The sequence below is a fragment of the Microcoleus sp. Pol17C6 genome (assembly GCF_036701145.1).
Classification (GTDB): Bacteria; Cyanobacteriota; Cyanobacteriia; order Cyanobacteriales; family Microcoleaceae; genus Microcoleus.
This window is the reverse complement of sequence record NZ_JAUBQH010000010.1, coordinates 112,746-137,789: the sequence shown is the minus strand read 5'-3', so window position 1 is coordinate 137,789 and position 25,044 is coordinate 112,746. Positions and strand designations below refer to the sequence as shown.

The window sequence follows — 25,044 nt, the reverse complement described above, 5'->3', positions numbered from 1 at the left end:
GCCTACACAGTCTCTTATGCTTATTTTGTTAACTTTGTCAAGTTCATATTATACCAAATTAGATGAGCTTACCCTGGAGGCGGGTCGCTCTCCTGTTAAAATGTTCAAAGACTCAGAAGCGGAATTTGGTAGTTGTTCAAGCATGGGGATGATCAACAGTTTTAAGACTTGGTTTTTCTGGTAGATGGCTTACCGTCTTAACGATAGTTTCCCCGATCGCTAGCTGGCTAGGTACAATTCAATAATTTTGTTAATCCCTGCCGCTGCTGTATTTATTTTGATTATAGCTGTTGTCAAAGTGCGGATGTCAAGATACTGGCTCTGTTTGGGAAAGCAAAGAGTACGCTGTAATTTAAGGAGAGTTTCAAAGGAATTTGCGATCGCCCGTCGCATCAATACAATTTTAAATTTGAGATTTAAGATTTGAGATTTTTCCTGATTAGTAAGGTTTGCGCTACCCAACCAGCCCGTTGGCTGGCTAGAAACCCGGTTTCTACAAGTTTTGCAGACAGGAACAAGAAATATAGAAAGAAACCGGGTTTCTGAATTCTGTGTGCGATCGCGAACAGAGTTTTTAGTAGAATCTTCACCAAAAATTCTAAATTAATTCAAAATTCACAACCGCGCAGGCTTGTTCGCGAACGAAAGCAATCTCAAGATTTCAAACTATTTTCTTGTCCGACTTTAGCCTCCTGAGCAACTTGCTCAACCTCATCTTTGGCGAGAATTTCCAAAGCTGTCTGTGCTTCTGCACCGCCCAACCGCCCTAAAGCTTGGGCTACTCTGTAACGGATCTGCCAATCTCCATTGGAAGCGTAGGGAAGCAGCAGCGGCAGCGCGCGTTTATCTCCCAATTCACCTAATGCGCTGATGGCAATGGTTTGGATCAATTCGTTTTCAGAATTCAGGGCATTTTCTAACATCGGAAAGGCTTTCGGATCTCCCATTTCTCCCAAAGCCGCGACGATGCTCAGTTGCACCAGCCATTCAGAGGTACTGCTATAAACTTGCTGCAAATCTTCTAAAGCATCGGTTAATTTCAATGCGCCCAAAGCATCGGCTGCTGCTGCTTGCACGTCGGGTTCGGGGTCGTTGTTCAGGCTGTTTCGCAGTACCTCTAAAGCGTTCGGCAGATTCTGCGTGCCGAGGGTTGATAATTGGCTGACTGCTGCGTAGCGAACCCGGACGTTATTATCGCCGATCGCAATTTGAATCAGTTTATAGGCAATCGCTGGTTCTAGTTGCCGCAGTTGGTTGACTGCTCGCAGTCTTTCGCCAAAATCCTCGGAATTCAGCAATTGTTCGACAGACTCAGGGGTAATGCTCATTCGATTTTAAATTTGATAATTGGTAATTGGGAAGAAGGAAGTTCGGCAACGGATTCTGTAACGGATGTAACGGATGTAAAGGATAGAAGGAAGAGGGAAAGAGGGAAGAAGGAAGAGGGAAGAAGGAAGAAAAAAAATAGCTCTGCGTGTATTCCTGACTTCCTTGTCGTCAATCTCGGTAATTGGTAATTGCCAAAAGTTGGCGAGATTGAAAGAGCGATCGACTCATTTTCTGATACAGTCCTGGAACTGCAACAGTTAATTTAAGATTCGGCAGCCATCGAGCGAATAATATCTCCCCTAGTGAGGATGCCGATTACTTTGCCCGCCGAATCGACCACCGGCAATCGATGGATGCTGCGATCGTGCATCAGTTTGGCAGCTTCTTGGATAGATTTGTCCGGCCCGATGGTAACTGGCTCTGTACTCATCGCTTCTCCTACTGTTTGCCCTAAAGCCTTGTGGAGTTCTCGCTCGTAACGAGAGGGATTTTCCAAATAAATCACGCTATCGAGCACCATGATATAAGCGGGCGGAGTTACGCCGCTTTCCCGCCACATCAAGTCGGTTTCGGAGATGACTCCTACCAACAAGTCATTCTCATCTACGACGGGAAGACCGCTAATGCGTCGATCAGCTAAAATTTTAATCGCTTCGTTCAAGGGCATTTCGGGTCGCGCCAAAATCGGCTCGCGGCTCATTACATCGGCTACTGTTTTTGGCATGATTAGCGGTTGATTGAGTTGTTGCTCTAAATCGATCATATAGGGAAAGCGTGACACAGACTGAAGAAAGGCAGCTCTGCTGAAAGGATTGGTTTGAAGGTAGTAAAGAAGGAAAAAGTTTGAATGCCAGAATTTTGCTGTTTTTTTCGATCGCACTATAAAATTCTGCCGTTTGCCTCCCTCCGGCGAGCGATCGGCTTGAGAAGATTGTTAAGATATCTTAAAGAGCGGATAAATCCTTACCAATGCCAGAATCTCCAGCCCGAGAACCAGACTCCCAACCAGAAGCGCGCTGTGTATTGGTTTGCCAGTATCAATCTTGCCTGAAAAATGGTTCAGCAGCAGTGCTAGCTGCTTTTGAAGCTCAACAAGTTGCCGGGGTGAAAGTGGAGGCCTGTAGTTGTCAGGGACAGTGCACCACTGGCCCGACTGTACGAGTTACCCCAGACGAAATTTGGTATTGTCGAGTTAAACCGAGTGATGTACCGTTAATTGTGGAAGATCACCTCAAAGAGGGGAAACCTGTAGAGGCGCTGTTCAATCCGAGAATTCATGCGCGTTATTCTTATTAAGATTGACTTGATTCGGTGAAACTTCCAAGATCGGGCGCATCTAATTTTAATAGTTATTGTTAAGGAACTGGCACTTTGAAAATCCAAGGAATTGCGCTGAGTTTGTTAGTCCTAATTCTGGGGCGTCCGTTGGCGGTTGCTGCTCAAACGTCGGCGGTTTCTGGGGATATTTGTCCTGGGGAATTGGGGGCGCAAGTAGATGCGATCGCCAATCGTCCCGAATTTAGTCGATCGCGCTGGGGCATTTTGATTCAACCTCTATCTTCTACTACTACTCTCTACAGCCGCGACGCCCAAAAATATTTTATTCCAGCATCAAATGCCAAGCTGCTAACTACAGCCGCTGCTTTGCAGAAACTCGGTGCAGATTTTCGGATTAAGACATCGGTTTACAGCGGCGAAAATGGAAGTTTGTACGTTGCCGGCAGGGGAGATCCCAGCATTGCTGAGGCTCAGTTGAAATCTTTGGCGCAGCAGTTGAAGCAGCGGGGAATCAGTCAAGTTAACCAGTTGATTGGCGATGACAGCTATTTTCAAGGCAGTGCAGTCAATCCGAATTGGGAATGGGAAGACGCGCAAGCAGGCTACGGAGCCCCGATTAACAGTTTAATTTTCAATCAAAACGCGATCGACCTTCTCTTGTCGCCACAGGCTCTGGGGCAACCTCTGAAAGTTACTTTTGCCGAAGCAAAGCTGGCAAATCAGTGGCAACTTCAGAACAATACTCTTACCGTCGCTGAAAACGAATCTGAGTTTATTGAAGTTGGCCGGGAGTTCGATCGACCTATAATTCGACTGGGCGGACAGTTGAAAGTTGGTGGCGAACCTGAATCAGCTTATGTCGCAGTTGTCAACCCCGCTAATAATTTTTTGCAGTATTTTCAACAAGCCCTGGCGGCTGAGGGAATTCCTGTTAAACAGGCTTTAGTTGCATCGGCTGCTCGCAATTTAAATCAAGAATTAGCGACCGTTGAATCGCCGCCGCTGGCGGAATTGGTGAGAGAAACTAATCGCGAAAGTAACAATCTTTATGCAGAAGTTTTATTGAGATTGCTGGGAAAAGTTACAGGCAAGATGCCTGTGCCACAAGAGGATACAGGTGAAAGCGGTTTGAAAGAGCTAAAGGCAGTTTTAACTCAATTAGGAGTAAATCCAAACAGCTACATATTAGCCGACGGTTCCGGCTTGTCTCGGCACAATTTAATTACTCCAGAAGCCTTGGTGGAAACTTTGAGATTTATGGCCAATTCACCTGCTGCATCTATTTACCGCCAGTCACTGTCGATCGCTGGGGAGAGCGGCACTTTGAAAAATCGCTTTAATAATACACCAAATCGCGTAATTTTGCAAGCAAAAACAGGAACTATGAGCGGAGTTTCGGCGCTGTCGGGATATATCGAAGTTCCGAATTACGAGCCGCTGGTGTTTAGCATTATCGTCAATCAATCTGACCTATCGACTGCAAAAATGCGATCGGCAACGGACGAAATTGTGCTATTATTGAATCGCCTGCGCCGCTGTTAAAACAATACATTTAAGGTGATAAACTTGAACTCAGTAGTTACACCTAAAACACAGGACACCCCAAAACCCTACAAGTTTTAAGTTTAATTAGATTGCAGCGGCGGGGATCGAAAAGCAGCTACAATAAAAGTAGAAAAATTAACAGCATTGGGCCGTTTCAGCCTGCTACCAGTCGGCGGGTTGTGTACTTCCCGAAAATAAGTCTAACTTTCCAACTATGAATTCTTTCGATTCCGAACAGCAACACATCTTTGTCGAAACCAATAACATCCGCCTGCACTGCGTTTCTCAAGGAGAAGGCGAGCTCGTTCTCCTCCTGCATGGGTTTCCAGAGTTTTGGTACTCTTGGCGTCATCAAATCCCTGCTTTAGCGCGTCATTTCAAGGTTGTGGTGCCGGATTTGCGGGGCTACAACGATTCCGACAAGCCGGAAAGCGGCTATGATTTAGATACCCTGAGCGCGGATATTCGCGGTTTGATTGCGAGCCTCGGTTATACAAAAGCTCACGTTGTAGGTCATGATTGGGGAGGAGCGATTGCGTGGCACTTAGCTCAAAAATTCCCCGAACAACTCAACCGCTTGGCAATTTTAAACGCTCCGCACCCGCAGCGATTCGTGCAGGAAATGGCGAGCAATTTAGATCAAATCCGCCGCAGTTGGTACGTTTTGGCGTTTCAGGTTCCCGGCATTCCCGAATGGTTGATCCGGCAAAACTTGAAAGATTTTGTACACAATGTTTTTCAAGGACAAGCTGTTCGCAAAGGATCTTTTAGCGCTGAGGAAACTAAGATTTATCAGACTGCTTTAGAAAAGCCGGGAGTATTAGCTGCCGCTATCAATTATTACCGGCAGATGTTTCATCCGCAGAGGCTTTGGAATTTGGGGCAGAAATTAGAACCTGTGACAGTGCCTACTTTGGTGCTTTGGGGAGAAGAAGATGCGTTTTTGAGCCACAAACTTGTAGAAGGTTTAGACAGATTAATTACGGCTCCGTTTAAGTTGAAATTAGTTCCTCACTGCGGTCACTGGATTCAGCAGGAAGCGCCGCAAACGGTGAATCGAGAATTGCTGAGTTTTCTGAGAAATTCTTCTCGTTCTGTGGCTGTGGCATAGAATGTTTTAAACATTGCAAATGAAAACCCGGTTTTACAGCTAAACCGGGTTTTCATCTGTCTAGGGATAGGTTTTTTTTAGGGTGCGTCGTGCCTAGAGTTTCTGGATTACCAGAGAATTCAAGCTAGCTGACGCACCCTACTTATTTATTAGTCCCAGAGCAAATTTTCTTGGATCAGCAGTGCAATCATCGCAGTTCTGGAACACACACCGAGTTTGATAAAAATCCGCCTCACGTAAGTAGCAACCGTCCAGTGACTGATGTTTAAATTTTTGGCAATACATTTGTTGGGCAGCCCTTGGGCTACTAATTGTGCGATCGCTCTTTCCCGTGGACTCAGGCTAATTTCCGGTTTGTAACTTTTGCTTTGCATACTTTTGCAGTGAGGTAACGAGTTAAAATCTAATCAATTAAGGGTAGAATTCCGAGTTTTTCTCGAACTTCAGATAAAGGAGTTTCCCAATCAGATGCAACGTCCCAATTAATTAGCCGAGTGGCTAATTTTCCGTGTTTTAAGCCTTTGATAATTTGTCCGATCGCGCATTTGCCGCTGATCAGTCCAACTAACACTAAAATCGCACAAGAAGGACGAAATACTTGAGCGCGAGTAAACGCTTGAAGTACCAATTCATCTTCTGTTGAAGCTGAAAGACCGGTCAGAACGTGCCAAACGTCGTGGTTTCGCTGAATCCAGTCTCCCGATGCGATCGGCTCAAAGCCTTGTTCGTCTAGAAATCGCGCCACTTCGCACCCTAATGTTCCTGCTGGCAGTTGGCGCAATTTTGCCAAGTCTATTTCAAAATGTCGATCGCTCTCAATTTGAGGATTAATTGTTTGAGCCATCTTTAATATAACTCCTAATTGACCGTCAGCCATAATTTATTCTCCCTTCAACAATGATTTAAGTTTCGAGCAAATTAATTTATGTTGGTCAAGTTCATTTTTGCGCTGAATCAATACGATTTTTTTACGGGCTGAACTTAGAAATCGTATTTTCTGTCAAAGCAATCGGCTGTCAGGAGCTTTTACATTTCTTTACAAGCATTCTTAGATTTGAAATCTGCTACCTGTAAAAATCGCCCTAGTGTTTGGAATCCCAACTTGACTCACCGGGAAGTACCAGTAAAATCCACAGTATTTAGCGGTGATTGGAACCCCCTTACTTACGTATATAAATTTATTCTGCTGCTAATTATTGGAACCTGCAATGAGTCAGAAGTTGAAGCTTGCAGACCTCGTGATGCAGGTGCATACAAGTGAAGAGAGTTGAAGGGAGCTGAAGTAAGGTGAAGTTATGCAGAGTTGATGTTTCGGAATTACGCAGTAGTGCCAATCCCCCGTGGTTGCCGAATTTGTCGTGGCAATCATGGGGGGTTGCCCGTATGTCGTTAGAATGTAGCTCAAATGAGTCACACTCATTTGAGCGACTTGTCAAATATCTTCACCAACAGCTACAAATAAAGTAGAGATTCATATCATACAAGGTGTTGCTGTGAAAAAACTTTCTATTTTGTTATCCACAGGAGTTGTGTCATTGATTTGGTGCGCTGCTGCTAGCGCTACGACTTATGTTAATCCTAACGGTAAAACTACTTTAAACCTGTCAGAAAAAGGGAACAATCGCAGCGGTTTTTACATTACCAAAGTAGGCAATCGGGAATTTTTGGGCAATATTCAAATTACCCGTTATGAAGGAGCAGCAGGCTCTTACTATTACAATGGGACTTTCAAAGACAGTGCGAGCGGCCCTGGCCAAAAAATTGTTTGTTCTGGGGATATTACCATTGTTAGGCGTCAAGTTGGAAGGAGCAGCCAATTGGGAGCCGAAGTTACTTGGAAGGTGAAAGGAGGAGAAAATTGTCCTTCTATTGGCCAGACATTTAAAGTAAATTTAGTCGAATCTTTACCGCGTCCTAATGCTAGCGGCGACTATACTTCTAGCAATGCTAATACTTGGCTGGGCCAAACTTCTGGCTTAGGAACTTGGCCGTCTTGGCGAGTCACCTCGCGGGATGGAGAACTCAACTGTCGCCAGACTCCCAATGGAGCAATCAAACAAGTTTACCGCGCGAATCAAGATCCAATTGCTGCTGAACTCAGGGGAACAAATGCAATTAAAATTGAGAATAATCAACCCTGGCTGCTGACAACAAAAGGCTGTTATGTGCGGGCTAATTCTCAATACGTTCAGCCAGTTTCTATGCCACAGTAAGTGACAAAAGTGATAAATAAACTGCTGCTCATCTCAAAGCATGACTTCTTAAATAAAGAAGTCATGCTTCTGGGTGTTCTGTTTTTTTAACTTGTTCTACTTAAAACCTAATTTGCCATTTAGTGGCCCAGCAGCAAAGCTTCTTCTGCCAAATCTTGGCTTTCAATAACCTTTGGTTCCTTCAGGATAAAAACACAAAGGAAGCACACAATTACAGCCGCAATTCCGAGTAGCTCAAAGAAGCTGCGGTTGCCTGCCACTGTTTGGGGCAGAAAGCTATAAATGGTCGCATAAATTACAGAGCCGACACTGCCGTAAGCACCGATGTTGCCGGCAATTTGACCAGTTGCTTCTGGTTTAATTAAGGGGGCGATGCCAAAAGTTGCGCCTGCTGCGGCGAAGACAAAGAAGGCACATAACATGGTCATGATAATCACAATTGCTAAATGCCAGTTGGCGCTAATTTGGCTCATTATTAAATACCCCAATCCCACTCCGCCCGTCATGACTGTCAGCGTCCACTTGCGGCTGCCGATTTTATCAGAAATTAAGCCTCCGGCTGGACGGCTGACCAAGTTCATCAGCGGATAGCTAGCAGCTAGAGGCCCGGCGATCGCATGATTTAGATTGAAGGTGTGTTCAAAAAATTCCGGTAACATGGAAACCACAGCGAGCTCTGAACCAAAGCTGACTGCATAAGCTAATTCTAATACGAATACTTGACTGATTTGATAGCGTTCTTGAGGTGGGTAATGTTTTTGACCGGTGACAACTTCTCGGTTAACTTCCCAGGCTTTGTAAGCCTGAATTAAATAGAGTGCTGTCAAACTAATCCAAACAGCGTACATCACATTTGCCGTCAGAAAATTTGCTTTCTGCAAGCGCCACACAATCAAAGCTAAGGCACCAAATAGAGGAATATTGGTCATCGACAGTGCCCAAAAGCTTTTGGCGCTGGTGACTTCCATTGCGCCGTTGCGGGCGGGGCGCTGATAGACTTTGCCGGGAGGAGTGTCTTGAACGTTGCAGTAAAAAATGACTCCGAAAACTGCTGTGGCAATTCCAGTAAGGGCGATCGCCAGCCGCCAATTTGTGTGTCCGACTGAGAGAAAAGCTGTTCCTGCCGCGATCGCGGGTAACGCTGCTTCTGCGGCAAAAGAGCCAAAGTTGCCCCAGCCTCCATAGATACCTTGAGCGAAGCCGATATCTTTTGGGGGGAACCATTCGGCAACTAAGCGAATGCCAACTACGAATCCAGCGCCGACAATTCCCATTGCCAAACGGCTCAAAACCAACTGATTGAAGTTTTGGGCAAAGGCGAATGCCAGAGTTGGAAATGCTGCATACACCAGGAGTGAAGAGAAGGTGATGCGAGGACCGAAGCGATCGAGCAACATCCCGATAATAATACGTGCAGGAATTGCGAAAGCTAGGTTGCACAGACTGATGATTCTGGCTTGCCCAACTGTCAATCCCAAATCGTGCTGCACCGTTGTGCTGAAGGGTGCGTAGTTGAACCACACTACGAAAGTTAAGAAAAAAGCAAACCAACTCAGGTTCAGAATCCGAAAAGGTCCTCTGAACGATAAAAGCCCTTGAAGCATATATAACAACTTGTCCTAATAAATAATACAGATTATTAATTTCGAGTTGACTTTCTAACTGTTTGGGGTAACGGTTTATTTACTTTCGCGCTTTTATCCGTTGCGTTCCAATTCAAGTGGATGTCCAGAGGAAAAATTGTATACAAAGTTACTGTTTATCCTCAAAACGCCAGTTCGCGCATCGAATTGATGCGGCTATTGCATTTAAGTCTAAATTTAGTAATAAATACTTATTGCGTTAAAAATCAAAAAAATGTATATTTGAATACAGAAATTAAATTAATTATAAAAACAGGTAAGTAAAAATGCTTGTACGCTTAACCGAAATAGAAACCCAGCAAGGCGATCGCCACTATATCAGTGCCATGAACAACGGATTTAAGGTTAAATCAAGACTTTTTAGTTTTCTGACAGTATGTGTAGCAGTGGCTGGATGCTTGGGAACTGCTTCTGGGGCGATCGCCCAGGAAGCTCAACCGCAAGTAAAAGCACAGGCGATCGAGCAATCCAATCAGCAGACAGTCAACAGCACGACAAGTCAACCTACTGCTGCGCCTCAATTCGATGCAGCAGCGCAAGAAGAAATTGCTCAGATGTTGCTGGGATTTATCTATTTTGTATTGCCAGTGGGTGTGGGCTTAACTATTTTTCTGCACGACAAATATGCTCAGAAGCGCTCTGCTACTCTCAACCAGCAGATAGAAGTTTTAGAGATTTCCTTTCACCAAACTCCTCAACATTAAACAACGTGGTGAAATACTCTTATTTTAGAACCCCGACTTCTTCGATGAAGTCGGGGTTATTTGTATTCTCTCAAATGCTTTACCCATACATCTAAAAAAAACAGAATAAACAGAGCGCCGACTTCTTTAAAAAGTCGGCGCTCTAACAGCTATCGGATTTATTAACTAAAAGATTTAGATTTCTTCCAAATCCTCTACATCTTCTACATTGTTTAGATCTTCTACATTGTCTAGATCTTCTGCATCCTCATCCTCATTGTCAACAGGGGCAACAGAATTAGCAGAAACCACAGCACCAGTCTCAAGTTTCTTTTTAACTAGCTCCTCAATTTCATTTTTGAAGTCGGCATTTTTCTCCATGTGTTGGATCACTTTGTCTCGTCCTTGAGCTATGTTTTCGCCGTTATAGCTATACCAAGAACCTTTTTTGATAATTACTCCCATTTCGTCTGCCAAGTCAGTAAGACAGCCTAAGGTAGAAATGCCTTTGCCAAATACAATGTCAAATTCGGCAATGCGGAAAGGCGGAGCAACTTTATTTTTAGCAACTTTAACTTTCGTGCGGTTGCCGTACTCTTCTGTGCCTTTTTTCAAGGTTTGAATCCGGCGGATGTCGAGTCGCACGCTGGCGTAGAATTTGAGCGCGTTACCGCCAGTTGTGGTTTCGGGGTTGCCGTAAGTTACGCCGATTTTCTGCCGCAATTGGTTGAGGAAAATGACGGTACAGCCAGATTTGCCGATATTACCAGTGATTTTCCGCAAAGCTTGGCTCATCAAGCGCGCTTGCAAACCCATGTGGGAGTCGCCCATGTCGCCTTCGATTTCGGCGCGTGGGACGAGGGCGGCTACGGAGTCAATTACTACGATATCGACGGCGACGGAACGCACGAGTTGATCGACAATTTCTAGACCCATTTCACCGGTATCCGGCTGGGAAACTAATAGATTTTCAATATCGACGCCTAAAGCTGAGGCGTAGGTGGGATCGAGGGCGTGTTCGGCATCGACGAAGGCTGCGATACCGCCGGATTTTTGGACTTCGGCGATCGCGTGGAGGGCTAGAGTGGTTTTACCGGAACTTTCCGGGCCGTAAATTTCAATGACTCGGCCTTTTGGCAAACCGCCGCCCAAAGCAATGTCCAGTGTCAGGGCTCCGGTGGAAATGGTTTCTACCCTCATGCGAGTGGAGTCTCCCAATCGGACGATCGCCCCTTTGCCAAAGCTGCGCTCGATTTGGGAGAGTACGGAAGTTAGAGCTTTTTGCTTTTCTGAGTTTTCAGTGGAAGTTTTTATAGACGTATCTCTTTTTGCCATTTGCGGTACGCGGGTAGACCCCTTGCGGAGCTTGTTGATTAACTGTACAACACGTATGTTAGCAGTTATTTTTAGGGTCTGGAGGTTCTGCGGGGATTTGGTTTAAGATTCTTGATTTTGGGGGTGGTTCAGCCTGAGCCAGCTTTCAGAAGGCTCTAATCTAGAAGGTATTCGGCATCCGGCAGAGGGTAGAATTATTGTCTGTTGGGGGATGTAGTTGGTATCGATCGCTCTCGGAGTGAGGTTTAAGATGGTCTACAGTTCCAAATTCCGTGAAGCGTAGCTATCCCGGAGGGAATCGCCACAATTAGGACAAGCATGGGATCTACAACACATCAAGACACATCTGTTAATAGCAAAAATTCCCGCTGGCTGATGAACTTATTGGCGATCGGCATTTTACTAGGTATCGGATTTCGGTTTTTTGAGATCGATCGCAAACTGTACTGGCACGACGAAGCTTACACATCAATCCGCGCCGCTGGTTTCACCCGCCAAGAAATCGACGACGAACTATTCCTAAACCGGATTTTCCCCGCACCAGAATTGCAAAAATATCAGCGGATTAAACCGGGAAGTACAGAAGCAGACACAATTCGTTCTTTAGCACTAGAAGACCCGCAGCATCCGCCTTTATACTTTCTCATGGCTCGTTGGTGGATGCAGCAATTTGGCAGTTCTCTAACAGCATCCCGCACTTTGCCAGCACTATTGAGTTTGCTGTCGCTGCCTTTGATGTACGCTTTAGCTCAGGAACTTTTTGCCTCGAATTTTGCTGCGTTATTAGCAACAGCACTTTTGGCTTTATCTCCCTTTGACATATTGTTTGCTCAGACAGCAAGGCAGTACAGTTTGCTGACAGCCACAGTTATTGGCAGCAGTTGGCTGCTGCTGAGAGCAGTGCGGTTGCGGGGTTGGAAAAATTGGGTATTTTACTCGCTGGCGATCGCCCTTGGTTTCTATACTCACCCTTTCTTCAGTTTAACACTCATTGGGCACGGAGTTTTTATAATTTCTTACTGGTTGTTTGTCAAAAAAACAAAATTGCCAGGTCACGTCACTAATTCCCAATTTTTCTTAGCAGTAACAGCAGCTTTAATATTGTATATCCCCTGGATTTACGTGCTGGCAACCAACCTGGGACGAGCATCAGCTACGACAGATTGGACGCGAGTATCTCCGGGTTGGCTGTATCTTGTCAAATTGTGGACACTCAGCTTTACAGCTTTATTTTTTGACTTCGACTTCGGGTTTGATAATATTTGGACTTATCTGCTGAGATTGCCATTTTTGTTGTTAATCGCGGCAGCCCTTTACAAAATTTGCCGCAGGGTTAGCACTTCAACTTGGCTGTTTATTTTAACATCAATTTTTGTACCTTTTTTGATACTGGCATTACCGGATCTCATCCTAGGCGGCAAACGTTCCGCCGTCAGCCGTTATCTAATTTCCTGTTTTCCGGGAGTGCAGCTAGCAGTTGCTTACTTGCTCGCCAGTAACGTGAAAACTCAGCAGCGGTTTTCGCAAGTCATTTTAGCCTTGGTATTTACAGCAAGTGTAGCCTCCTGTACAGTTAGCGCTTTTTCTGATACTTGGTGGAGCAAAGACTTGAGCTATTTTAATGCTGAAGTTGCGAAAATTATTAACAAAGAGGCGATAGCTAATCGGTCGATTAAAGATACAATTGTAATTAGCGATCGCGGCAACGATTTTACGAACATGGGAGATTTGCTGTCTCTGAGTTATTTGCTCGACAAAGACGTGCGGCTGATGCTGATGAGCCAGTCGCCAGAAATCGAGATGCTGAACAAATATTCGGCTCCCCTGGTGTTCCGCCCTTCGGAAAAATTGCGATCGGCACTTAAGCAAAATCAACGCCGCTTAGAGCCGATATTGGAATATGCCAGACTTTTTCGAGCGCGGCGAGCTTCTTAGAGCAGATGGACCGAAATGAACGATCGTCCCCGGTAGGGTTCGTCAGTGGATTTTAGATTTTAGATTTTAGATTTTAGATTTATTCCACAGATGAATCTGGGAGATTAAACTTTGGTCTAAAATTTTTGGAGATTCACGACAGGAGTAGGTGGGACGGTATCGGTTTTTGGGGGGTCAGAAAAAACTGTTTGAGTTGCCTCAAATATTTCGACTGACGCACCTTAAATCACTATTTGGGCATTTTTGTCAATATTCCCGGTAAAGTGCGTCAGACAAAAAAACTGTGTCAGTTGTCTCAAGTATTGGGGCTGACACACCCGACAGGATCAGCAATAATTATTTGAATACTTAGGATTAAACACAATGCAAGAGTTAAATAAATCATCTTCCGAATCCGCGCAGAAGTTTCGCGATCTTCAGACAGAATTACGCGAACGTTGGCGAGCTATCGAAGAATTCGACAGCGGAGATTGTGACATTATTATCATTCCTTCTCTCAGCTTAGATCAGCAAGAAATGCAGAAAGTTGAGGGGGCTTACCACTACGAAGAGCGGCATTTATTTTCATTAATTCGCCTGCGAAATCCGCGCACGCGCTTAATTTACATTACCTCCGAGCCCTTGCACCCGATGATTGTGGATTATTACCTGCAATTGCTGCCGGGAATTCCATTTTCTCACGCGCGCGATCGGCTTGTGCTATTCAGTGCTTACGATGCTTCTGCCAAATCCCTCACCCAGAAAATTTTAGATCGTCCCCGCTTAATGGAGCGCATTCGTCAAGCAGTGCGGCCGACAAAATCCTATATGGTTTGTTATAACTCGACGCCCTTAGAACGCGAGTTATCTGTTAAATTGGGAATTCCTTTGTGGGCCAGCGATCCCGATCTGTTATACTGGGGAACCAAAAGCGGTAGCAGGCAAATTTTTAAAGAATGTGGCGTGCCTTATCCTGACGGTTCCGAGTTGGTTTGGAATGCGGAAGATTTAGCGGAAGCTGCGGCGGATTTGTGGGCACGGCAGCCGCATTTGCAACGGATCGTAATTAAGTTAAATGAAGGTTTTTCGGGGGAAGGAAATGCAATTTTATATCTGAAGTCCCTCGCAGGTAAAGCGCCTCAAGAAAGAGCGAAGGCAATTGGCGAGCACTTCCATAATTTGCGCTTTCAAGCAACGGGGGAAACCTGGGAAAACTTTAGCAGCCGCATTCCCGAATTAGGGGCAATTGCCGAAGCATTTATCGAAGGAGAAGCAAAGTTCTCGCCCAGTGTTCAAGGCAGAATTGTGCCCAGCGGCGAAGTAGAAATTCTCTCAACCCACGACCAAATTTTAGGAGGCCCAGACGGCCAAATTTTCCTGGGTTGCCGATTTCCTGCGGACGAATCTTACCGCCTGGCTTTGCAAGAATTGGGATGGAAAGTCGGGCAAAACTTAGCTAAAAAAGGCGCTTTAGAGAGATTTGGAGTAGATTTTCTCGCGGTGCGCCAATCCGACGGCAACTGGGATATGCAAGCAATAGAAATTAACTTGCGGAAAGGAGGCACAACTCATCCGTTTATGGCGCTGAAGCTGTTAACAAATGGTCGGTACGAACGTTCGACAGGATTATTTTACAGCTTGCAGGGTCGTCCAAAATATTATGTCGCTTCGGACAATTTGAAAAAAGAGCGCTATCGGGGATTATTACCGAACGATTTGATGGATATTATTGCTGACAATCAACTGCACTTTGACAGCGGTACAGAGACGGGCAGCGTGTTTCATTTAATGGGTTGTTTGTCGGAGTTTGGCAAATTGGGAGTGACGAGTATTGGCAATTCGCAGCAAGAAGCTGAGGATATGTATAACAAAGTTGTGAAAGTTCTCGATCGCGAAACGTCAGGCGATTTTAGATTTTAGATTTTAGAATTTATCCAGCCAGTCAGCTTAGATACCCGGCTTCTTGAAGAAGTCGGGTATCTAATATCCCTCGCGTTTTGTATAGCAACCGGCAAGACGATTAGGAAGTTTTTTATCACCCAAACGATTGCTATTATTGAATTTGCCTTCTTGCTGCTTGCTTCTTCCTTCCGTTATAGCTAATTTTTAGCGGGATAAAGGGGCGTGGGGTCGATCGAACCTGTGCGGTTGAGCGGCCAAAAACGCACAATTGCCCTACCGATGATATTTTGCTTGGGTACAAAGCCCCAGTAATGACTGTCACAGCTTGCGTTGCGGTTGTCGCCGAGCACCAAGTAAGAATTTGGAGCTACAACTACAGGCCCGTAGGGATACTGCGGAATTTCTTCAATATATTTTTCCTGTAGCGGCTGCTTGTTAATAAAAACTTTTCCCTCTCTGACTTCCACACTGTCCCCCGGCAGTCCGATCACTCGCTTGATATAGGCATCTTTGATCGGTGGAGGCTGTCCCGTGCACAAACTAGCGGGGTCAGGAGGCATAAATACGATAATATCTCCTCGCTGGGGATCTTGGAATCGATAGCTTACCTTATCTATAATTAATCGATCGTTAATTTGTAAGGTTGGGAGCATCGAGCCGGTGGGAATGTAGCGTGCTTCGGCAACCAGGGTGCGGATACCAAAGGCTAAAAATGCTGCTAAGCCGATCGTCTTAATTCCTTCGATCCAAGGATTTTCGGTGTCTTGCGGAGGTTTTTCGTCGGCTGACTTGTCTAGACGAGTCATAGGGTATTGTAGTGACTGAGCTGGATACGAATTATAAACTTAATAATGCTTCCATGCTAGCACGCTGTTTACTCAATTAATGGTATCTTATGACTCCCAAATCAAGTTTGTTAATCCGTCGCGCTCGCATTCTTTTGCCCAATGGTGAGTTTTTGGTAGGAGATGTGCAAATCTGCGATCGCAAAATTGTCAAGGTTGCTGCGGAAATTGTCGAATCTGGCGATCGAGAAATAGATGCTAAAGGCTTAACTCTGTTACCCGGAGTAATTGATCCCCAGGTACACTTCCGCGAACCGGGTTTAGAACACAAGGAAGACTTATTTACCGCTAGCTGTGCTTGCGCTAAAGGCGGCGTGACATCGTTTCTGGAAATGCCGAATACGCGACCTCTGACCACAACCCAAGCTGCCTTAGATGATAAACTAAGCCGCGCTGCGGAGAAGTGTTTGGTGAACTACGGCTTTTTTATTGGTGCAACGCCAGAGAATTTGCCGGATTTGTTGACTGCGAATCCGACTCCGGGAATTAAGGTGTTTATGGGTTCGATGCACGGGCAGTTGTTGGTGGATGGAGAAGCAACTTTAGAGGCGATTTTTGCTAAGGGCGATCGACTAATTGCCGTACACGCAGAAGACCAAGCTAGAATCAACCAGAGGCGTCAGGAATTTGCCGGGATTTCCGATGTAGCCGTGCACTCGCAAATTCAAGACAATAAAGCAGCCTTGTTAGCAACTCAGCTAGCAGTAAAACTTTCTAATAAATATCAGCGGCGTCTGCACATTCTGCACCTTTCAACGGGGGATGAAGCTGAGTTTTTGCGCCAGGAAAAACCGAGTTGGGTGACAGCAGAAGTTACGCCGCAGCATTTGTTGTTAAATACCAGCGCCTATGAAAAAATTGGCAGTTTAGCTCAGATGAATCCGCCTTTGCGCGAACCCCGCGATAACGAAATACTTTGGCAAGCTTTACTCGACGGCGTAATTGATTTTATCGCCACAGACCATGCGCCACATACATTAGCAGAAAAAGCTCAAGAATATCCAAATACGCCGTCGGGAATGCCGGGAGTCGAAACTTCTTTGCCTTTGATGCTGACGCAAGCAGTAGAGGGAAGATGTACAGTTGCTCAAGTTGCTAATTGGATGTCGGCGGCAGTTGCTAAGGCTTATAAGATTCCGAACAAAGGGGAAATCTCTCCGGGTTTTGATGCCGATTTGGTATTAGTAGATTTGGATAATTATCGACCTGTGCTGCGAGAAGAAATGGTGACAAAGTGCGGCTGGAGTCCTTTTGAAGGTTGGAGTTTGACTGGATGGCCAGTTGTGACTGTTGTTAGAGGAAAAGTTGTTTTTGAGAATGGTAAATTGGATACAAATGTGAGGGGAGAAGCCTTGACATTTGACGCGGAGTAAGCATGAATTTAACTCAAGTGTTATAATTGGGTATTCCTGCATCACAAAAGCGATTTTACCCATCATCCTCGAAGAACTAGAAACACAACTCCTGGCCTTAACTCCGACTGAGAAAGCTAAAGTCATAAGACTGTTAGCCCAAAGTTTAAGTAATAGCTGGCCAGGAATTACCAAAACTCCCGACGTGTGTGGCGGCGATGCTTGCATTGCCCAAACTAGACTTCCCGTTTGGCTGTTCGTGAGTTTGCGCCGTCAAGGTTCAAGTGATGCTGAACTTCTACAATTTTATCCCCAGTTGAATGCTGCAAACTTAGTAAATGTCTCGACTTGTGCTGAGGCTAACTCCGAAGAAATTGAAACAGCACTCCGAGAAGAAGCAGCAGCAATGATAATGATGTAGGAAGTATAATTTATGGCACGTCTCTATGCAGATGAACAGTTCCCCTTTCTTATTGTGGCATTGCTGCGAAATTTAGGTCACGATGCCCTGACTATTTAAGAGGCAGGAAATGCCGGAGATGATGACCCCGAAGTATTAGCCTTTGCTGTGAATAACGATCGGGCGGTTATGACGCAAAATCGTCGGCATTTGATTCGCTTGCATACTCAACAACCAAATCATGCTGGTATTATCGTATGTACAGACGATAAAAATCTAGAAAGGTTGGCAACACGCATTAATGATGCTATTGCTGGTAAGGAAAATTTGAGAGGTAAATTGATTCGAGTCAACCGCCAGCCGCAGTAAGTTCGATCGCACTAGCTCAATTTTCCCATTGCCAATCCAATAACTCGCCATTACCAATTACTTCAGCTTGCCGCCCGTTATCGAGATAACTTAAAGAAATTTGCAAATAATTTTCTGGTTTGTACTGCAATCTTTCCGCCCATTCGATCGCCACAATTCCCAAATCCCTTTCTAATCCGTCCCAATAACTTTCTAAGTGCAAAGCCTCCGCTTCTTCGGGTTCTAGTCGATACAAATCTAGATGATACAGCGGAATTCGTCCTCCAAAATACTCGTTAATCAGTGTAAAAGTAGGACTCTCAATCGAGTCTGAGATTCCTAAGCCTTCAGCGATACCTTGAACCAAGGTAGTTTTGCCTGCACCTAAATCTCCTTGTAATAAGATTACAGTGCCGGGGGGGAGCGATCGACCTAACGCAACACCAAAGTTGCGCGTAGCCTCAGAATCGGGAAGCAAAGTTTTCATTTCAATAATTAGTCATTAGTCATTTATTATTAGTTATTTGTTATTTGTTATTTGTTAGTCGCTGGCGGCTGCCAATAACCAATAACTAATAACATTAGTCAACAGTAAACCTTCAACAGTCAGCAGTCAGCAGCTTAAATGTTCTGCGCGCGGCCGTACCAACGCAGCAACATCCCCGCCAACCTTTGAGAATTGTGGCGAATTAAACCCGTATTTTCATCTTCATCCATGACATTGGCGATGACAACTCGCCGCCCCAATTGCGTCACGGCTTCTCGATCGAGAACCACCGGATAAGAATTCTCCTGAGAATAGCGGATCAAAGCCTTTGCAGAAGGGACTTTTCCTTGAACTACTACAGCATCGAACAGTGGCCGGCCGCAAGCGCGGTCGATCGCCCGAATGTGGTCTGCAACACTGTATCCGTCAGTTTCCCCCGGCTGAGTCATAATATTGCAAACATAAATGCGCGGAACTTCGCTGTTGGCGATCGCATCAGCAATTTCCGGCACCAACAAATTCGGAATCACACTCGTATAAAGACTCCCCGGCCCAATAATAATAAAATCCGCTTCCCGAAGCCCTTCCACAGCCCTAGGTAACGCCGGAGGATTAGCAGGAGTGCAGCCTATTTTGAGGATTTGCCCGTTTGCTTTTGTAATGCTGGACTCCCCCTCAATTCTGCGACCGTCAGCGAGTTCTGCCCACAAAGAAACGTCGCTCAGAGTAGCCGGCAGCACCTCTCCCCTCACTGCTAAAACTTTAGAACTCGCGGCGATCGCCTGTTCCAAATCTCCAGCAATATCGCTCATCGCCGTCAAAAACAAATTCCCAAAACTGTGACCCACCAAACCGTCACCAGCCCGGAAACGATATTGAAATAACTCAGTCAATAACTTTTCCTCATCTGCCAAAGCCGCCAAACAATTGCGAATGTCTCCCGGTGGCAATACCCCAATTTCCCGCCGCAGCCGCCCGGAAGACCCGCCATCATCCGCCACGGTGACAATAGCAGTGATTTTGGCGCTGTAATCCTTCAATCCCCTGAGCAAATTAGAAAGACCCGTACCGCCCCCAATTGCCACAATTTTCGGGCCGCGGTTCAAGCGACGGTGGTTGAGGAGTCGATCGACCAGTTCCTCGTTGCCTTCGGGCATCAGCACTTGGGTAATAGAGTTCAAACTGCGAGTTTGTCCCCACAGAATTAATAAAATCCCGCCAGCAATGATGATCGGGCCTGACACGTAATTGGGAATAACTTCCGCAATCCACGCCAAAAAATTTCTCAATAATTGCAATAAGAAGAAAATGGGAGTCATCCCAGTCCAAATTGCTAAACCCAAAGTGGCAAGTACCACGCCGCTGGCACTAATCAGCAGCCACCGTTTCACTAACAGTCCGGGGGCTAACCACTTAAACCACTGGTGAACTCGCCCGTTCCGCAAAGAAGGGGGGTAAGGATTTCTGGATTGGGCAAAAACCTGCTTGGCTTTAGCCAAGACGCGGAGGGCTTTAGGAAGTGAACTAATTGACATGGTTAATTAGTCTTAAGGGTATTGGAACAGCTCGAGCTGACAAATTTACAATACAAGAGAGTTTTGATTCTGGCAGTCAATTGAAGTAATTAGTGATTAGTCATGAGTCATGAGTCATGAGTCATTAGGTAGACTGATGACTGAGGACTGACAACTTATTGATAACATCCTATGGCAGAGCCACTAATCGAACTCAAGGGGGTAAGTAAGTCCTTCGGCCAGAACCCGATCCTCGATCGAGTCGATCTGAGGATTTATCGGGGAGAGGCCCTGGCAATTATTGGCCCTTCCGGGACGGGGAAATCTACGATTCTGCGGATAATTGCGGGTTTGTTGGCCCCGGATGCCGGTGAGGTTTTTGTTCAGGGACAGCGCAGGGTCGGATGGGTGGACGACGTGGCAGATCCGATCGGAATTGGGATGGTGTTTCAGCAAGCGGCTTTGTTTGATTCGCTGACGGTGGAGGAGAATGTCGGTTTTTTACTTTACCAGCATTCTAAGCTGCCGCGCCGCCGCATTCGGGAATTGGTGGAGGAAAAGTTGGAGATGGTGGGTTTGCCGCGAATTGGCGAACGCTATCCAGCGCAGTTGTCTGGGGGAATGAGGAAGCGGGTAAGTTTTGCCCGCGCTATCATGGCGAATCCTGATAATGACAGGGATAATCCAGAGGTTTTGCTGTACGACGAACCGACGGCGGGTTTAGATCCGATTGCTTCGACGGTAATTGAAGATTTAATCAGGGACTTGCAGGCTGCCCAAGGTGTTTGCAGCACTTATGCGATCGTCACTCACCAAGACAGTACCATCCGCCGCACTGCCGATCGCATTGTGTTTCTCTATCGAGGCAAAGTGCAGTGGGAGGGAACTGTCAGCGATATTGCATCGACAGATAATTTACTGATCCGACAATTTTTTAGCGGCAGTGTTACTGGCCCAATTCAAGCGCTTGGATAGTCAGCCAATTTTAGATTTTAGATTTTAGATTTTAGATTGAAATGACCGATGATGAATGACTAATAACCAATGATCAATGACTGAGGAGAAAATATGCAATCGCGAACTGTAAGAGAAGGTTCTGTCGGGTTCTTAATTTTAGTAGGAATCGGTTTATTTGGCGGCTTAGTGCTCTGGCTGCGGGGCGTGCAGCTAGGGAACCGCAGCTACAAATTCGCCGTAGAATTTGGCAGCGCCCAAGGAATGCAAATAGGCACGCCCATCAGGTATCGCGGGGTTGCAGTCGGTAAAATTACCGCCCTCAAACCGGGTTCCAACGGCGTAGACGTGACGCTGGAGATTGCCCCCGGTACTTTAGTGATTCCCAGGGATGTTACGATCGAAGCGAATAAATCGGGTTTAATTGGCGAATCGTCGATCGACATTACCCCCAACTCGATTTTGCCAGAATCGTTACTTACCGCCAATCCCGTTAGTGCCGACTGTCCCCCGGAGATAATCTGCCAAAATGCGCGCTTAAAAGGTCAAGCTGGAGTCACTATCGACGAACTAATTCGATCCACAGTCCGCCTAGCTAATTTCTACACCGACCCCGCGCTGTTCAACAATATTAAATCCCTCGCCGAAAATACAGCCAACACAGCTAAAGGTGCAGCTAAACTCACTCAAGATTTATCGACTTTAACTAAAACGGCCCAAGCCGAAATAAAAACTTTAAATCAAGATGTAAGGGCCGATCTTGGGAGCTTAAATCAATCACTAAAAACCGAAATAGCAAGTTTAAACCAATCGTTAAAGGGAGAAGCCAGCAGTTTAAATCAATCATTAAAGGGAGAAGCCAGCAATTTAAATCAATCGCTAAAAGCAGAAATATCAGGAGTCGCAACTGATATTTCTAAAGTAGCAGCTACGGCGGACACTTCCACAAAAGCCGTATCGGCCGCTGCGATAAATTCTGCTAATTCAGTAACTCAAGCAGCAAATCAAGTTACATTAACAGCCAACCAACTCAATTCTTTAGTAACAACAAACCGCGCAAGTTTAGTCTCTACTCTAAATAACATCAATCAAAGCAGTCAGGAACTGCGGGTAGCTGTCAGCAGTTTGAGTCCAACAATTAATCGCATCAACCAAGGACAATTGCTGAACAATTTAGAAGTTTTATCAGCGAATGCTGCCCAAGCTTCTGGTAATTTGCGAGATTTATCCAGCCAGGTAAACAATCCCGCCACTTTGCTATTATTGCAGCAAACTCTAGATTCTGCACGAGCTACATTTCAGAACGTGCAGAAAATTACTTCCGACGTGGATGATTTGACAGGAGATCCGGCTTTCCGCAACAACATTCGCAGGCTGTTTAACGGATTGGGAGGCTTATTGGGTTCGACAGAACAACTGCGACAGCAAGTGAAAGTGACTCAAACATTAGCTCCTCTTTCTGAGAAAGTAAATGCGAGTAAACCTGCTAAAAATCAATCAGTAGAGCCTGGATTTCCCAGCTTGCAAAAACAGCCCAAATTGCCTGTTATACCTTCTAAAAATGCAAGATCAGCAGAACCAGTGGCTCCCGAAAATACTCCTTAAAACAGGGTATCATTGAATAACCGCCATTGCAAGATTCGCGACTTCCTCTAGTTAGTTAGGTGGGCAATACGCACTCCGATTAAAGCTATTCAATAAGGTGTGGCTTTGGCATCCGGCATTAAAGTTATTGTCAAAATCCTATTAACAAAAAGCTCTTTCTCTCGAAACAAGGAAAACCAATGACGCCAACATTATCGAAACCGGAAAAAACCAAAACCAAGTATACTATAACTTGGGAAAAATTGCCAGATGACTTTAAATTACCCGACGAGCCCGTGGAAAACATCGATCAACCACTTTTAGCTGCGGCCCTCCGAGAAGCCTTGGATCTGGCAGGATTTATCCTAGCTTCAATGCTAATATAGCAATCCTAAATGATTTTCTAGACCTAGAGCAATCCTAATTAATTTTTTCCGTGCAATTATATTTATGTATTGTGGGGAAATCAAATTTATGTTCCTTAGTAAAAAATTCAAACAAAAATTTTACAATCTTAAAAGACCTACATAAATACCAATACTTTCTTAAAAAGTTTTTAACCTGTAACCAAATATCTTCAACGGGATTTTGTTGGGGAGCATTGGGAGCAAATAAAATACAAGTAATTGACCACTCATCAGGCTCTTTGTCACCATTTACTTCTAATAAAAAATCTCTAAATTCGCCATATTTATGATAACTGGCTCCATCCCAAATCAAGATAATCTTGCGATTTTTATATTTATATTGTAAGTATTTTATAAATTTAACTGTTGATTTTCCATCCCCAGATGGATGGCTCTGAACAGGGAATTCTTTGCTTTGATAATTGAGTGCGCCAAAATAAGTTTGTCTATCTTTTTCATTGGGAATTGGGACTTCAATTCTGATTTTTGATTGACCCCAAACATAACCAGTCAGATCGCCATGAAGTAGATGACATTCATCTATAAATAATACTATTATTTGCCCGGATTCTATACCAGCCTTGTTTTTGAATAAAATATTGTTAATTTCTTCCGTCTTTTTTTTACCAGTTATTCATCAAATTTAGGATTGATTTTTTGAGTTTTTTTCCAACTAATTTTCGCCCGCTCAAAAAGTTCAGGTAGTGCTAAAGAGGAAAGGGTGAGAGAATAAAACTGCTGTAATGCTGACGTCGTTTGTCTTTATGTCTACTGCTTTACCTCTGTGTCCGAGTTGTCAGTCTGAATCTGTGATGAAAAACGGTCGAACTCGGCATCAGAAGCAAAATTATAAATGTCGAGATTGTGGACGGCAGTTTGTCGAAGATCCTCCGTGGCGGAGGATTAGCAAGGAAACCAAAGCTATCGTTGATCGATTGCTCAGCCGAGAAGGTGTCGCTAGCCGGGATTGCCCGTGCTGCGGGGAATCTCACAACTGTGGGTGCAACAGTACGTCAACGCCAAATACCAGCAGGTCAACAAGGAGGTGCAGGTGCGCCCAAAGCCGAAACGCCGTCTGACGGTGCAGATGGATGAACTGTGGTCGGAGAGTCGGTGACAAAGGCAACAAGCAGTGGGTGTGGCTGGCTCTTGATGTTCAAACCCGTGAGATTGTCGGAGTTCACATCGGCGACCGGAGCTCCGGATCAGCACTCTTGGTTGTGGCAGTCACTGCCCCCGGTGTACCGCCTGCAGTGCGGTGATTTACAGCGATTTCTGGTCAGCCTATGCGGAGGTCTTACCCAGCAAACGGCCGGAATGCAGTGGGCAAAGAAACAGGAAAAACTAGCTATATTGAACGCTTCAATTGCACTTTACGTCAGCGCGTGTCACGTCTAGTTCGTAAAACCTTGTCATTCTCAAAGAAGCTAGAGAACCACATTGGAGCAATCTGGTTATTCATTCACTACTACAATGCCTCGCTTCCTGTCTGCTCATCCTTTCCTGCTTAGGACTACCCTTGGATTTTACATTCTTTATCTCTATCACATCTTTAAAAAATGGTATAAGGGTGCGATCGCGCTTCACCAATCTCGATCGCCCGCGTGTTATTGTCACCTAAATGTCCTTGACCAATCTCAGGTTTTGTGTATTGGGCTAGGATGGGTTTCAAATTTTAAATGGCCAAGGGCGATCGTTTTGCGATCGAACTTGGGCATTCTAGAGATTAGGTGCTTTGCGAGTGCCTGGAAAACAGCGACACCAAGAGTTAGCAATGGAAAGTACACAGAAAAAATCTAGTGATAGTCGGGTTCATCGGAGCGATCGAATTAAGCAGATTTTTGCGTTAGTATCAATGGTTGGCTTTGGTGGTTCGGCAATTTTTGGTATGGTGAGTCTGTTCGGCAGCGGTTTGAGCAGCCAGCACCAGCAAAAATCTGCTCCGGTAGCAGTTTCTCAGGAATCTTTGCTGGCGGCGCAGGAACGGGGATATGAGACGGTTTTGCAGCGGGAACCGCAGAATCAGACGGCTCTGGAGGGGTTGGCAAATGTGCGGTTGCAGATGAATAATAAGGTGGGGGCAATCGAGCCTTTGGAGAAGTTGGTGAAGCTAAATCCCGATCGGGCGGATTATAAGGCGCTGTTGGGGCAGGCGAAGAGGAAATAGTAGCGGAAAGGGCGATAGGTAAGCCAATAAACA

At 45.3% G+C, this 25,044-nt stretch carries 23 protein-coding genes and 3 pseudogenes; 16 read left to right on the top strand and 10 right to left on the bottom strand.

Going from position 1 to position 25,044, the window contains the following annotated elements:
* A partial coding sequence (locus tag QUA25_RS08000; RefSeq protein WP_333036918.1) for a hypothetical protein occupies nt 1-184 on the top strand: 184 nt, incomplete at its 5' end.
* A gap of 469 nt (nt 185-653) precedes the next feature.
* Here the strand turns inward: QUA25_RS08000 and nblB are convergent.
* Together nblB and QUA25_RS07990 are read right to left on the bottom strand one after the other, a co-directional pair.
* The gene (gene nblB / locus QUA25_RS07995; RefSeq protein ID WP_333036917.1) at nt 654-1,328 is read right to left on the bottom strand and encodes a phycobilisome degradation protein NblB; all 675 of its coding nucleotides are present in this window, start codon (nt 1,326-1,328) and stop codon (nt 654-656) included.
* Between the two features lie 263 nt (nt 1,329-1,591).
* Nucleotides 1,592-2,053: a CBS domain-containing protein gene (locus QUA25_RS07990; protein ID WP_333036916.1), complete on the bottom strand. Its 462-nt coding sequence runs from the start codon at nt 2,051-2,053 to the stop codon at nt 1,592-1,594.
* A gap of 245 nt (nt 2,054-2,298) precedes the next feature.
* Here QUA25_RS07990 and QUA25_RS07985 point away from each other — a divergent pair, with 245 nt between their 5' ends.
* The 3 genes from QUA25_RS07985 to QUA25_RS07975 all read left to right on the top strand — a co-directional run bounded on the left by QUA25_RS07985 (nt 2,299) and on the right by QUA25_RS07975 (nt 5,263).
* Entirely contained in the window at nt 2,299-2,625 is a 327-nt protein-coding gene (locus QUA25_RS07985; protein WP_333036915.1) for a (2Fe-2S) ferredoxin domain-containing protein, read from the top strand.
* 75 nt (nt 2,626-2,700) lie between these two features.
* Nucleotides 2,701-4,149, top strand: a complete 1,449-nt coding sequence (dacB, locus tag QUA25_RS07980) for a D-alanyl-D-alanine carboxypeptidase/D-alanyl-D-alanine endopeptidase (RefSeq protein ID WP_333036914.1) — start codon at nt 2,701-2,703, stop codon at nt 4,147-4,149.
* A gap of 217 nt (nt 4,150-4,366) precedes the next feature.
* On the top strand, nt 4,367-5,263 hold the full coding sequence (locus QUA25_RS07975) for an alpha/beta hydrolase (RefSeq protein WP_333036913.1): 897 nt from the start codon (nt 4,367-4,369) through the stop codon (nt 5,261-5,263).
* Nucleotides 5,264-5,412: 149 nt separating this feature from the next.
* Here QUA25_RS07975 and QUA25_RS07970 read toward each other — a convergent pair whose 3' ends face one another.
* Nucleotides 5,413-5,637, bottom strand: a complete 225-nt coding sequence (locus tag QUA25_RS07970; protein ID WP_333036912.1) for a helix-turn-helix transcriptional regulator — start codon at nt 5,635-5,637, stop codon at nt 5,413-5,415.
* Between the two features lie 29 nt (nt 5,638-5,666).
* A complete protein-coding gene (locus tag QUA25_RS07965; protein ID WP_333036911.1) occupies nt 5,667-6,140 on the bottom strand; it encodes a Coq4 family protein in 474 nt (157 codons plus the stop codon).
* A 616-nt stretch (nt 6,141-6,756) separates the two neighbouring features.
* Here QUA25_RS07965 and QUA25_RS07960 point away from each other — a divergent pair.
* Nucleotides 6,757-7,476 carry a hypothetical protein gene (locus QUA25_RS07960; protein ID WP_333036910.1) on the top strand — a complete coding sequence of 240 codons (720 nt, stop codon included), beginning with the start codon at nt 6,757-6,759 and terminating at the stop codon, nt 7,474-7,476.
* A 119-nt stretch (nt 7,477-7,595) separates the two neighbouring features.
* Here the strand turns inward: QUA25_RS07960 and QUA25_RS07955 are convergent, their stop codons facing one another.
* Nucleotides 7,596-9,080 (bottom strand): NarK family nitrate/nitrite MFS transporter, encoded by a 1,485-nt coding sequence (locus QUA25_RS07955; protein ID WP_333036909.1) that lies wholly within the window; start codon nt 9,078-9,080, stop codon nt 7,596-7,598.
* Nucleotides 9,081-9,385: 305 nt separating this feature from the next.
* Here QUA25_RS07955 and QUA25_RS07950 point away from each other — a divergent pair, with 305 nt between their 5' ends.
* On the top strand, nt 9,386-9,823 hold the full coding sequence (locus tag QUA25_RS07950) for a hypothetical protein (protein WP_333036908.1): 438 nt from the start codon (nt 9,386-9,388) through the stop codon (nt 9,821-9,823).
* 174 nt (nt 9,824-9,997) lie between these two features.
* On the opposite strand, the gene recA is transcribed toward QUA25_RS07950, so the two are convergent.
* Nucleotides 9,998-11,137, bottom strand: a complete 1,140-nt coding sequence (gene recA / locus QUA25_RS07945) for a recombinase RecA (RefSeq protein ID WP_333036907.1) — start codon at nt 11,135-11,137, stop codon at nt 9,998-10,000.
* A gap of 318 nt (nt 11,138-11,455) precedes the next feature.
* Between recA and QUA25_RS07940 the strand changes: the two genes are divergently transcribed.
* Nucleotides 11,456-13,072, top strand: coding sequence for a glycosyltransferase family 39 protein (locus QUA25_RS07940; protein WP_333036906.1), 1,617 nt, complete (start codon nt 11,456-11,458; stop codon nt 13,070-13,072).
* Nucleotides 13,073-13,435: 363 nt separating this feature from the next.
* Nucleotides 13,436-14,971, top strand: a complete 1,536-nt coding sequence (locus tag QUA25_RS07935) for a peptide ligase PGM1-related protein (protein ID WP_333036905.1) — start codon at nt 13,436-13,438, stop codon at nt 14,969-14,971.
* A 179-nt stretch (nt 14,972-15,150) separates the two neighbouring features.
* On the opposite strand, the gene lepB is transcribed toward QUA25_RS07935, so the two are convergent.
* A complete protein-coding gene (gene lepB / locus QUA25_RS07930) occupies nt 15,151-15,759 on the bottom strand; it encodes a signal peptidase I (RefSeq protein WP_006633187.1) in 609 nt (202 codons plus the stop codon).
* A gap of 89 nt (nt 15,760-15,848) precedes the next feature.
* Here lepB and QUA25_RS07925 point away from each other — a divergent pair, with 89 nt between their 5' ends.
* The 3 genes and pseudogenes from QUA25_RS07925 to QUA25_RS07915 all read left to right on the top strand — a co-directional run.
* Nucleotides 15,849-17,171, top strand: coding sequence for a dihydroorotase (locus QUA25_RS07925; RefSeq protein WP_333036904.1), 1,323 nt, complete (start codon nt 15,849-15,851; stop codon nt 17,169-17,171).
* Between the two features lie 61 nt (nt 17,172-17,232).
* Nucleotides 17,233-17,571: a DUF433 domain-containing protein gene (locus tag QUA25_RS07920; RefSeq protein ID WP_333036922.1), complete on the top strand. Its 339-nt coding sequence runs from the start codon at nt 17,233-17,235 to the stop codon at nt 17,569-17,571.
* A gap of 111 nt (nt 17,572-17,682) precedes the next feature.
* A pseudogene (locus QUA25_RS07915) lies at nt 17,683-17,919 on the top strand (DUF5615 family PIN-like protein); the annotation flags it as partial.
* Nucleotides 17,920-17,935: 16 nt separating this feature from the next.
* Here the strand turns inward: QUA25_RS07915 and tsaE are convergent.
* Nucleotides 17,936-18,385: a tRNA (adenosine(37)-N6)-threonylcarbamoyltransferase complex ATPase subunit type 1 TsaE gene (gene tsaE, locus QUA25_RS07910; protein WP_333036903.1), complete on the bottom strand. Its 450-nt coding sequence runs from the start codon at nt 18,383-18,385 to the stop codon at nt 17,936-17,938.
* 134 nt (nt 18,386-18,519) lie between these two features.
* A complete protein-coding gene (locus tag QUA25_RS07905) occupies nt 18,520-19,920 on the bottom strand; it encodes a gluconeogenesis factor YvcK family protein (protein WP_333036902.1) in 1,401 nt (466 codons plus the stop codon).
* A gap of 171 nt (nt 19,921-20,091) precedes the next feature.
* On the opposite strand from QUA25_RS07905, the gene QUA25_RS07900 reads away from it, so the two are divergent.
* The 3 genes and pseudogenes from QUA25_RS07900 to QUA25_RS07890 all read left to right on the top strand — a co-directional run.
* Nucleotides 20,092-20,874, top strand: coding sequence for an ATP-binding cassette domain-containing protein (locus tag QUA25_RS07900; RefSeq protein WP_333036901.1), 783 nt, complete (start codon nt 20,092-20,094; stop codon nt 20,872-20,874).
* 93 nt (nt 20,875-20,967) lie between these two features.
* The gene (locus tag QUA25_RS07895) at nt 20,968-22,458 is read left to right on the top strand and encodes an MlaD family protein (protein WP_333036900.1); all 1,491 of its coding nucleotides are present in this window, start codon (nt 20,968-20,970) and stop codon (nt 22,456-22,458) included.
* A gap of 179 nt (nt 22,459-22,637) precedes the next feature.
* Nucleotides 22,638-22,820, top strand: a pseudogene (locus QUA25_RS07890) (hypothetical protein); the annotation flags it as partial.
* A gap of 37 nt (nt 22,821-22,857) precedes the next feature.
* On the opposite strand, the gene QUA25_RS07885 reads toward QUA25_RS07890, so the two are convergent.
* Entirely contained in the window at nt 22,858-23,388 is a 531-nt protein-coding gene (locus QUA25_RS07885) for a transposase (protein ID WP_333036921.1), read from the bottom strand.
* Between the two features lie 220 nt (nt 23,389-23,608).
* Here QUA25_RS07885 and QUA25_RS07880 point away from each other — a divergent pair.
* Nucleotides 23,609-24,355: pseudogene (locus tag QUA25_RS07880) on the top strand (IS1 family transposase).
* 263 nt (nt 24,356-24,618) lie between these two features.
* A complete protein-coding gene (locus QUA25_RS07875; protein ID WP_333036899.1) occupies nt 24,619-25,011 on the top strand; it encodes a tetratricopeptide repeat protein in 393 nt (130 codons plus the stop codon).
* Nucleotides 25,012-25,044 lie beyond the last annotated feature (33 nt).

Coding starts and splice junctions, on each gene's coding strand:
- QUA25_RS07925 (WP_333036904.1), top strand. CDS start 15,849: ATGACTCCCAAATCAAGTTTGTTAATCCGTCGCGCTCGCATTCTTTTG.
- tsaE (WP_333036903.1), bottom strand. CDS start 18,385: ATGAAAACTTTGCTTCCCGATTCTGAGGCTACGCGCAACTTTGGTGTT.
- QUA25_RS07900 (WP_333036901.1), top strand. CDS start 20,092: ATGGCAGAGCCACTAATCGAACTCAAGGGGGTAAGTAAGTCCTTCGGC.
- QUA25_RS07965 (WP_333036911.1), bottom strand. CDS start 6,140: ATGGCTGACGGTCAATTAGGAGTTATATTAAAGATGGCTCAAACAATT.
- QUA25_RS07935 (WP_333036905.1), top strand. CDS start 13,436: ATGCAAGAGTTAAATAAATCATCTTCCGAATCCGCGCAGAAGTTTCGC.
- QUA25_RS07985 (WP_333036915.1), top strand. CDS start 2,299: ATGCCAGAATCTCCAGCCCGAGAACCAGACTCCCAACCAGAAGCGCGC.
- QUA25_RS07940 (WP_333036906.1), top strand. CDS start 11,456: ATGGGATCTACAACACATCAAGACACATCTGTTAATAGCAAAAATTCC.
- QUA25_RS07895 (WP_333036900.1), top strand. CDS start 20,968: ATGCAATCGCGAACTGTAAGAGAAGGTTCTGTCGGGTTCTTAATTTTA.
- QUA25_RS07955 (WP_333036909.1), bottom strand. CDS start 9,080: ATGCTTCAAGGGCTTTTATCGTTCAGAGGACCTTTTCGGATTCTGAAC.
- lepB (WP_006633187.1), bottom strand. CDS start 15,759: ATGACTCGTCTAGACAAGTCAGCCGACGAAAAACCTCCGCAAGACACC.
- QUA25_RS07950 (WP_333036908.1), top strand. CDS start 9,386: ATGCTTGTACGCTTAACCGAAATAGAAACCCAGCAAGGCGATCGCCAC.
- nblB (WP_333036917.1), bottom strand. CDS start 1,328: ATGAGCATTACCCCTGAGTCTGTCGAACAATTGCTGAATTCCGAGGAT.
- QUA25_RS07875 (WP_333036899.1), top strand. CDS start 24,619: ATGGAAAGTACACAGAAAAAATCTAGTGATAGTCGGGTTCATCGGAGC.
- QUA25_RS07990 (WP_333036916.1), bottom strand. CDS start 2,053: ATGCCAAAAACAGTAGCCGATGTAATGAGCCGCGAGCCGATTTTGGCG.
- QUA25_RS07905 (WP_333036902.1), bottom strand. CDS start 19,920: ATGTCAATTAGTTCACTTCCTAAAGCCCTCCGCGTCTTGGCTAAAGCC.
- QUA25_RS07970 (WP_333036912.1), bottom strand. CDS start 5,637: ATGCAAAGCAAAAGTTACAAACCGGAAATTAGCCTGAGTCCACGGGAA.
- QUA25_RS07975 (WP_333036913.1), top strand. CDS start 4,367: ATGAATTCTTTCGATTCCGAACAGCAACACATCTTTGTCGAAACCAAT.
- recA (WP_333036907.1), bottom strand. CDS start 11,137: ATGGCAAAAAGAGATACGTCTATAAAAACTTCCACTGAAAACTCAGAA.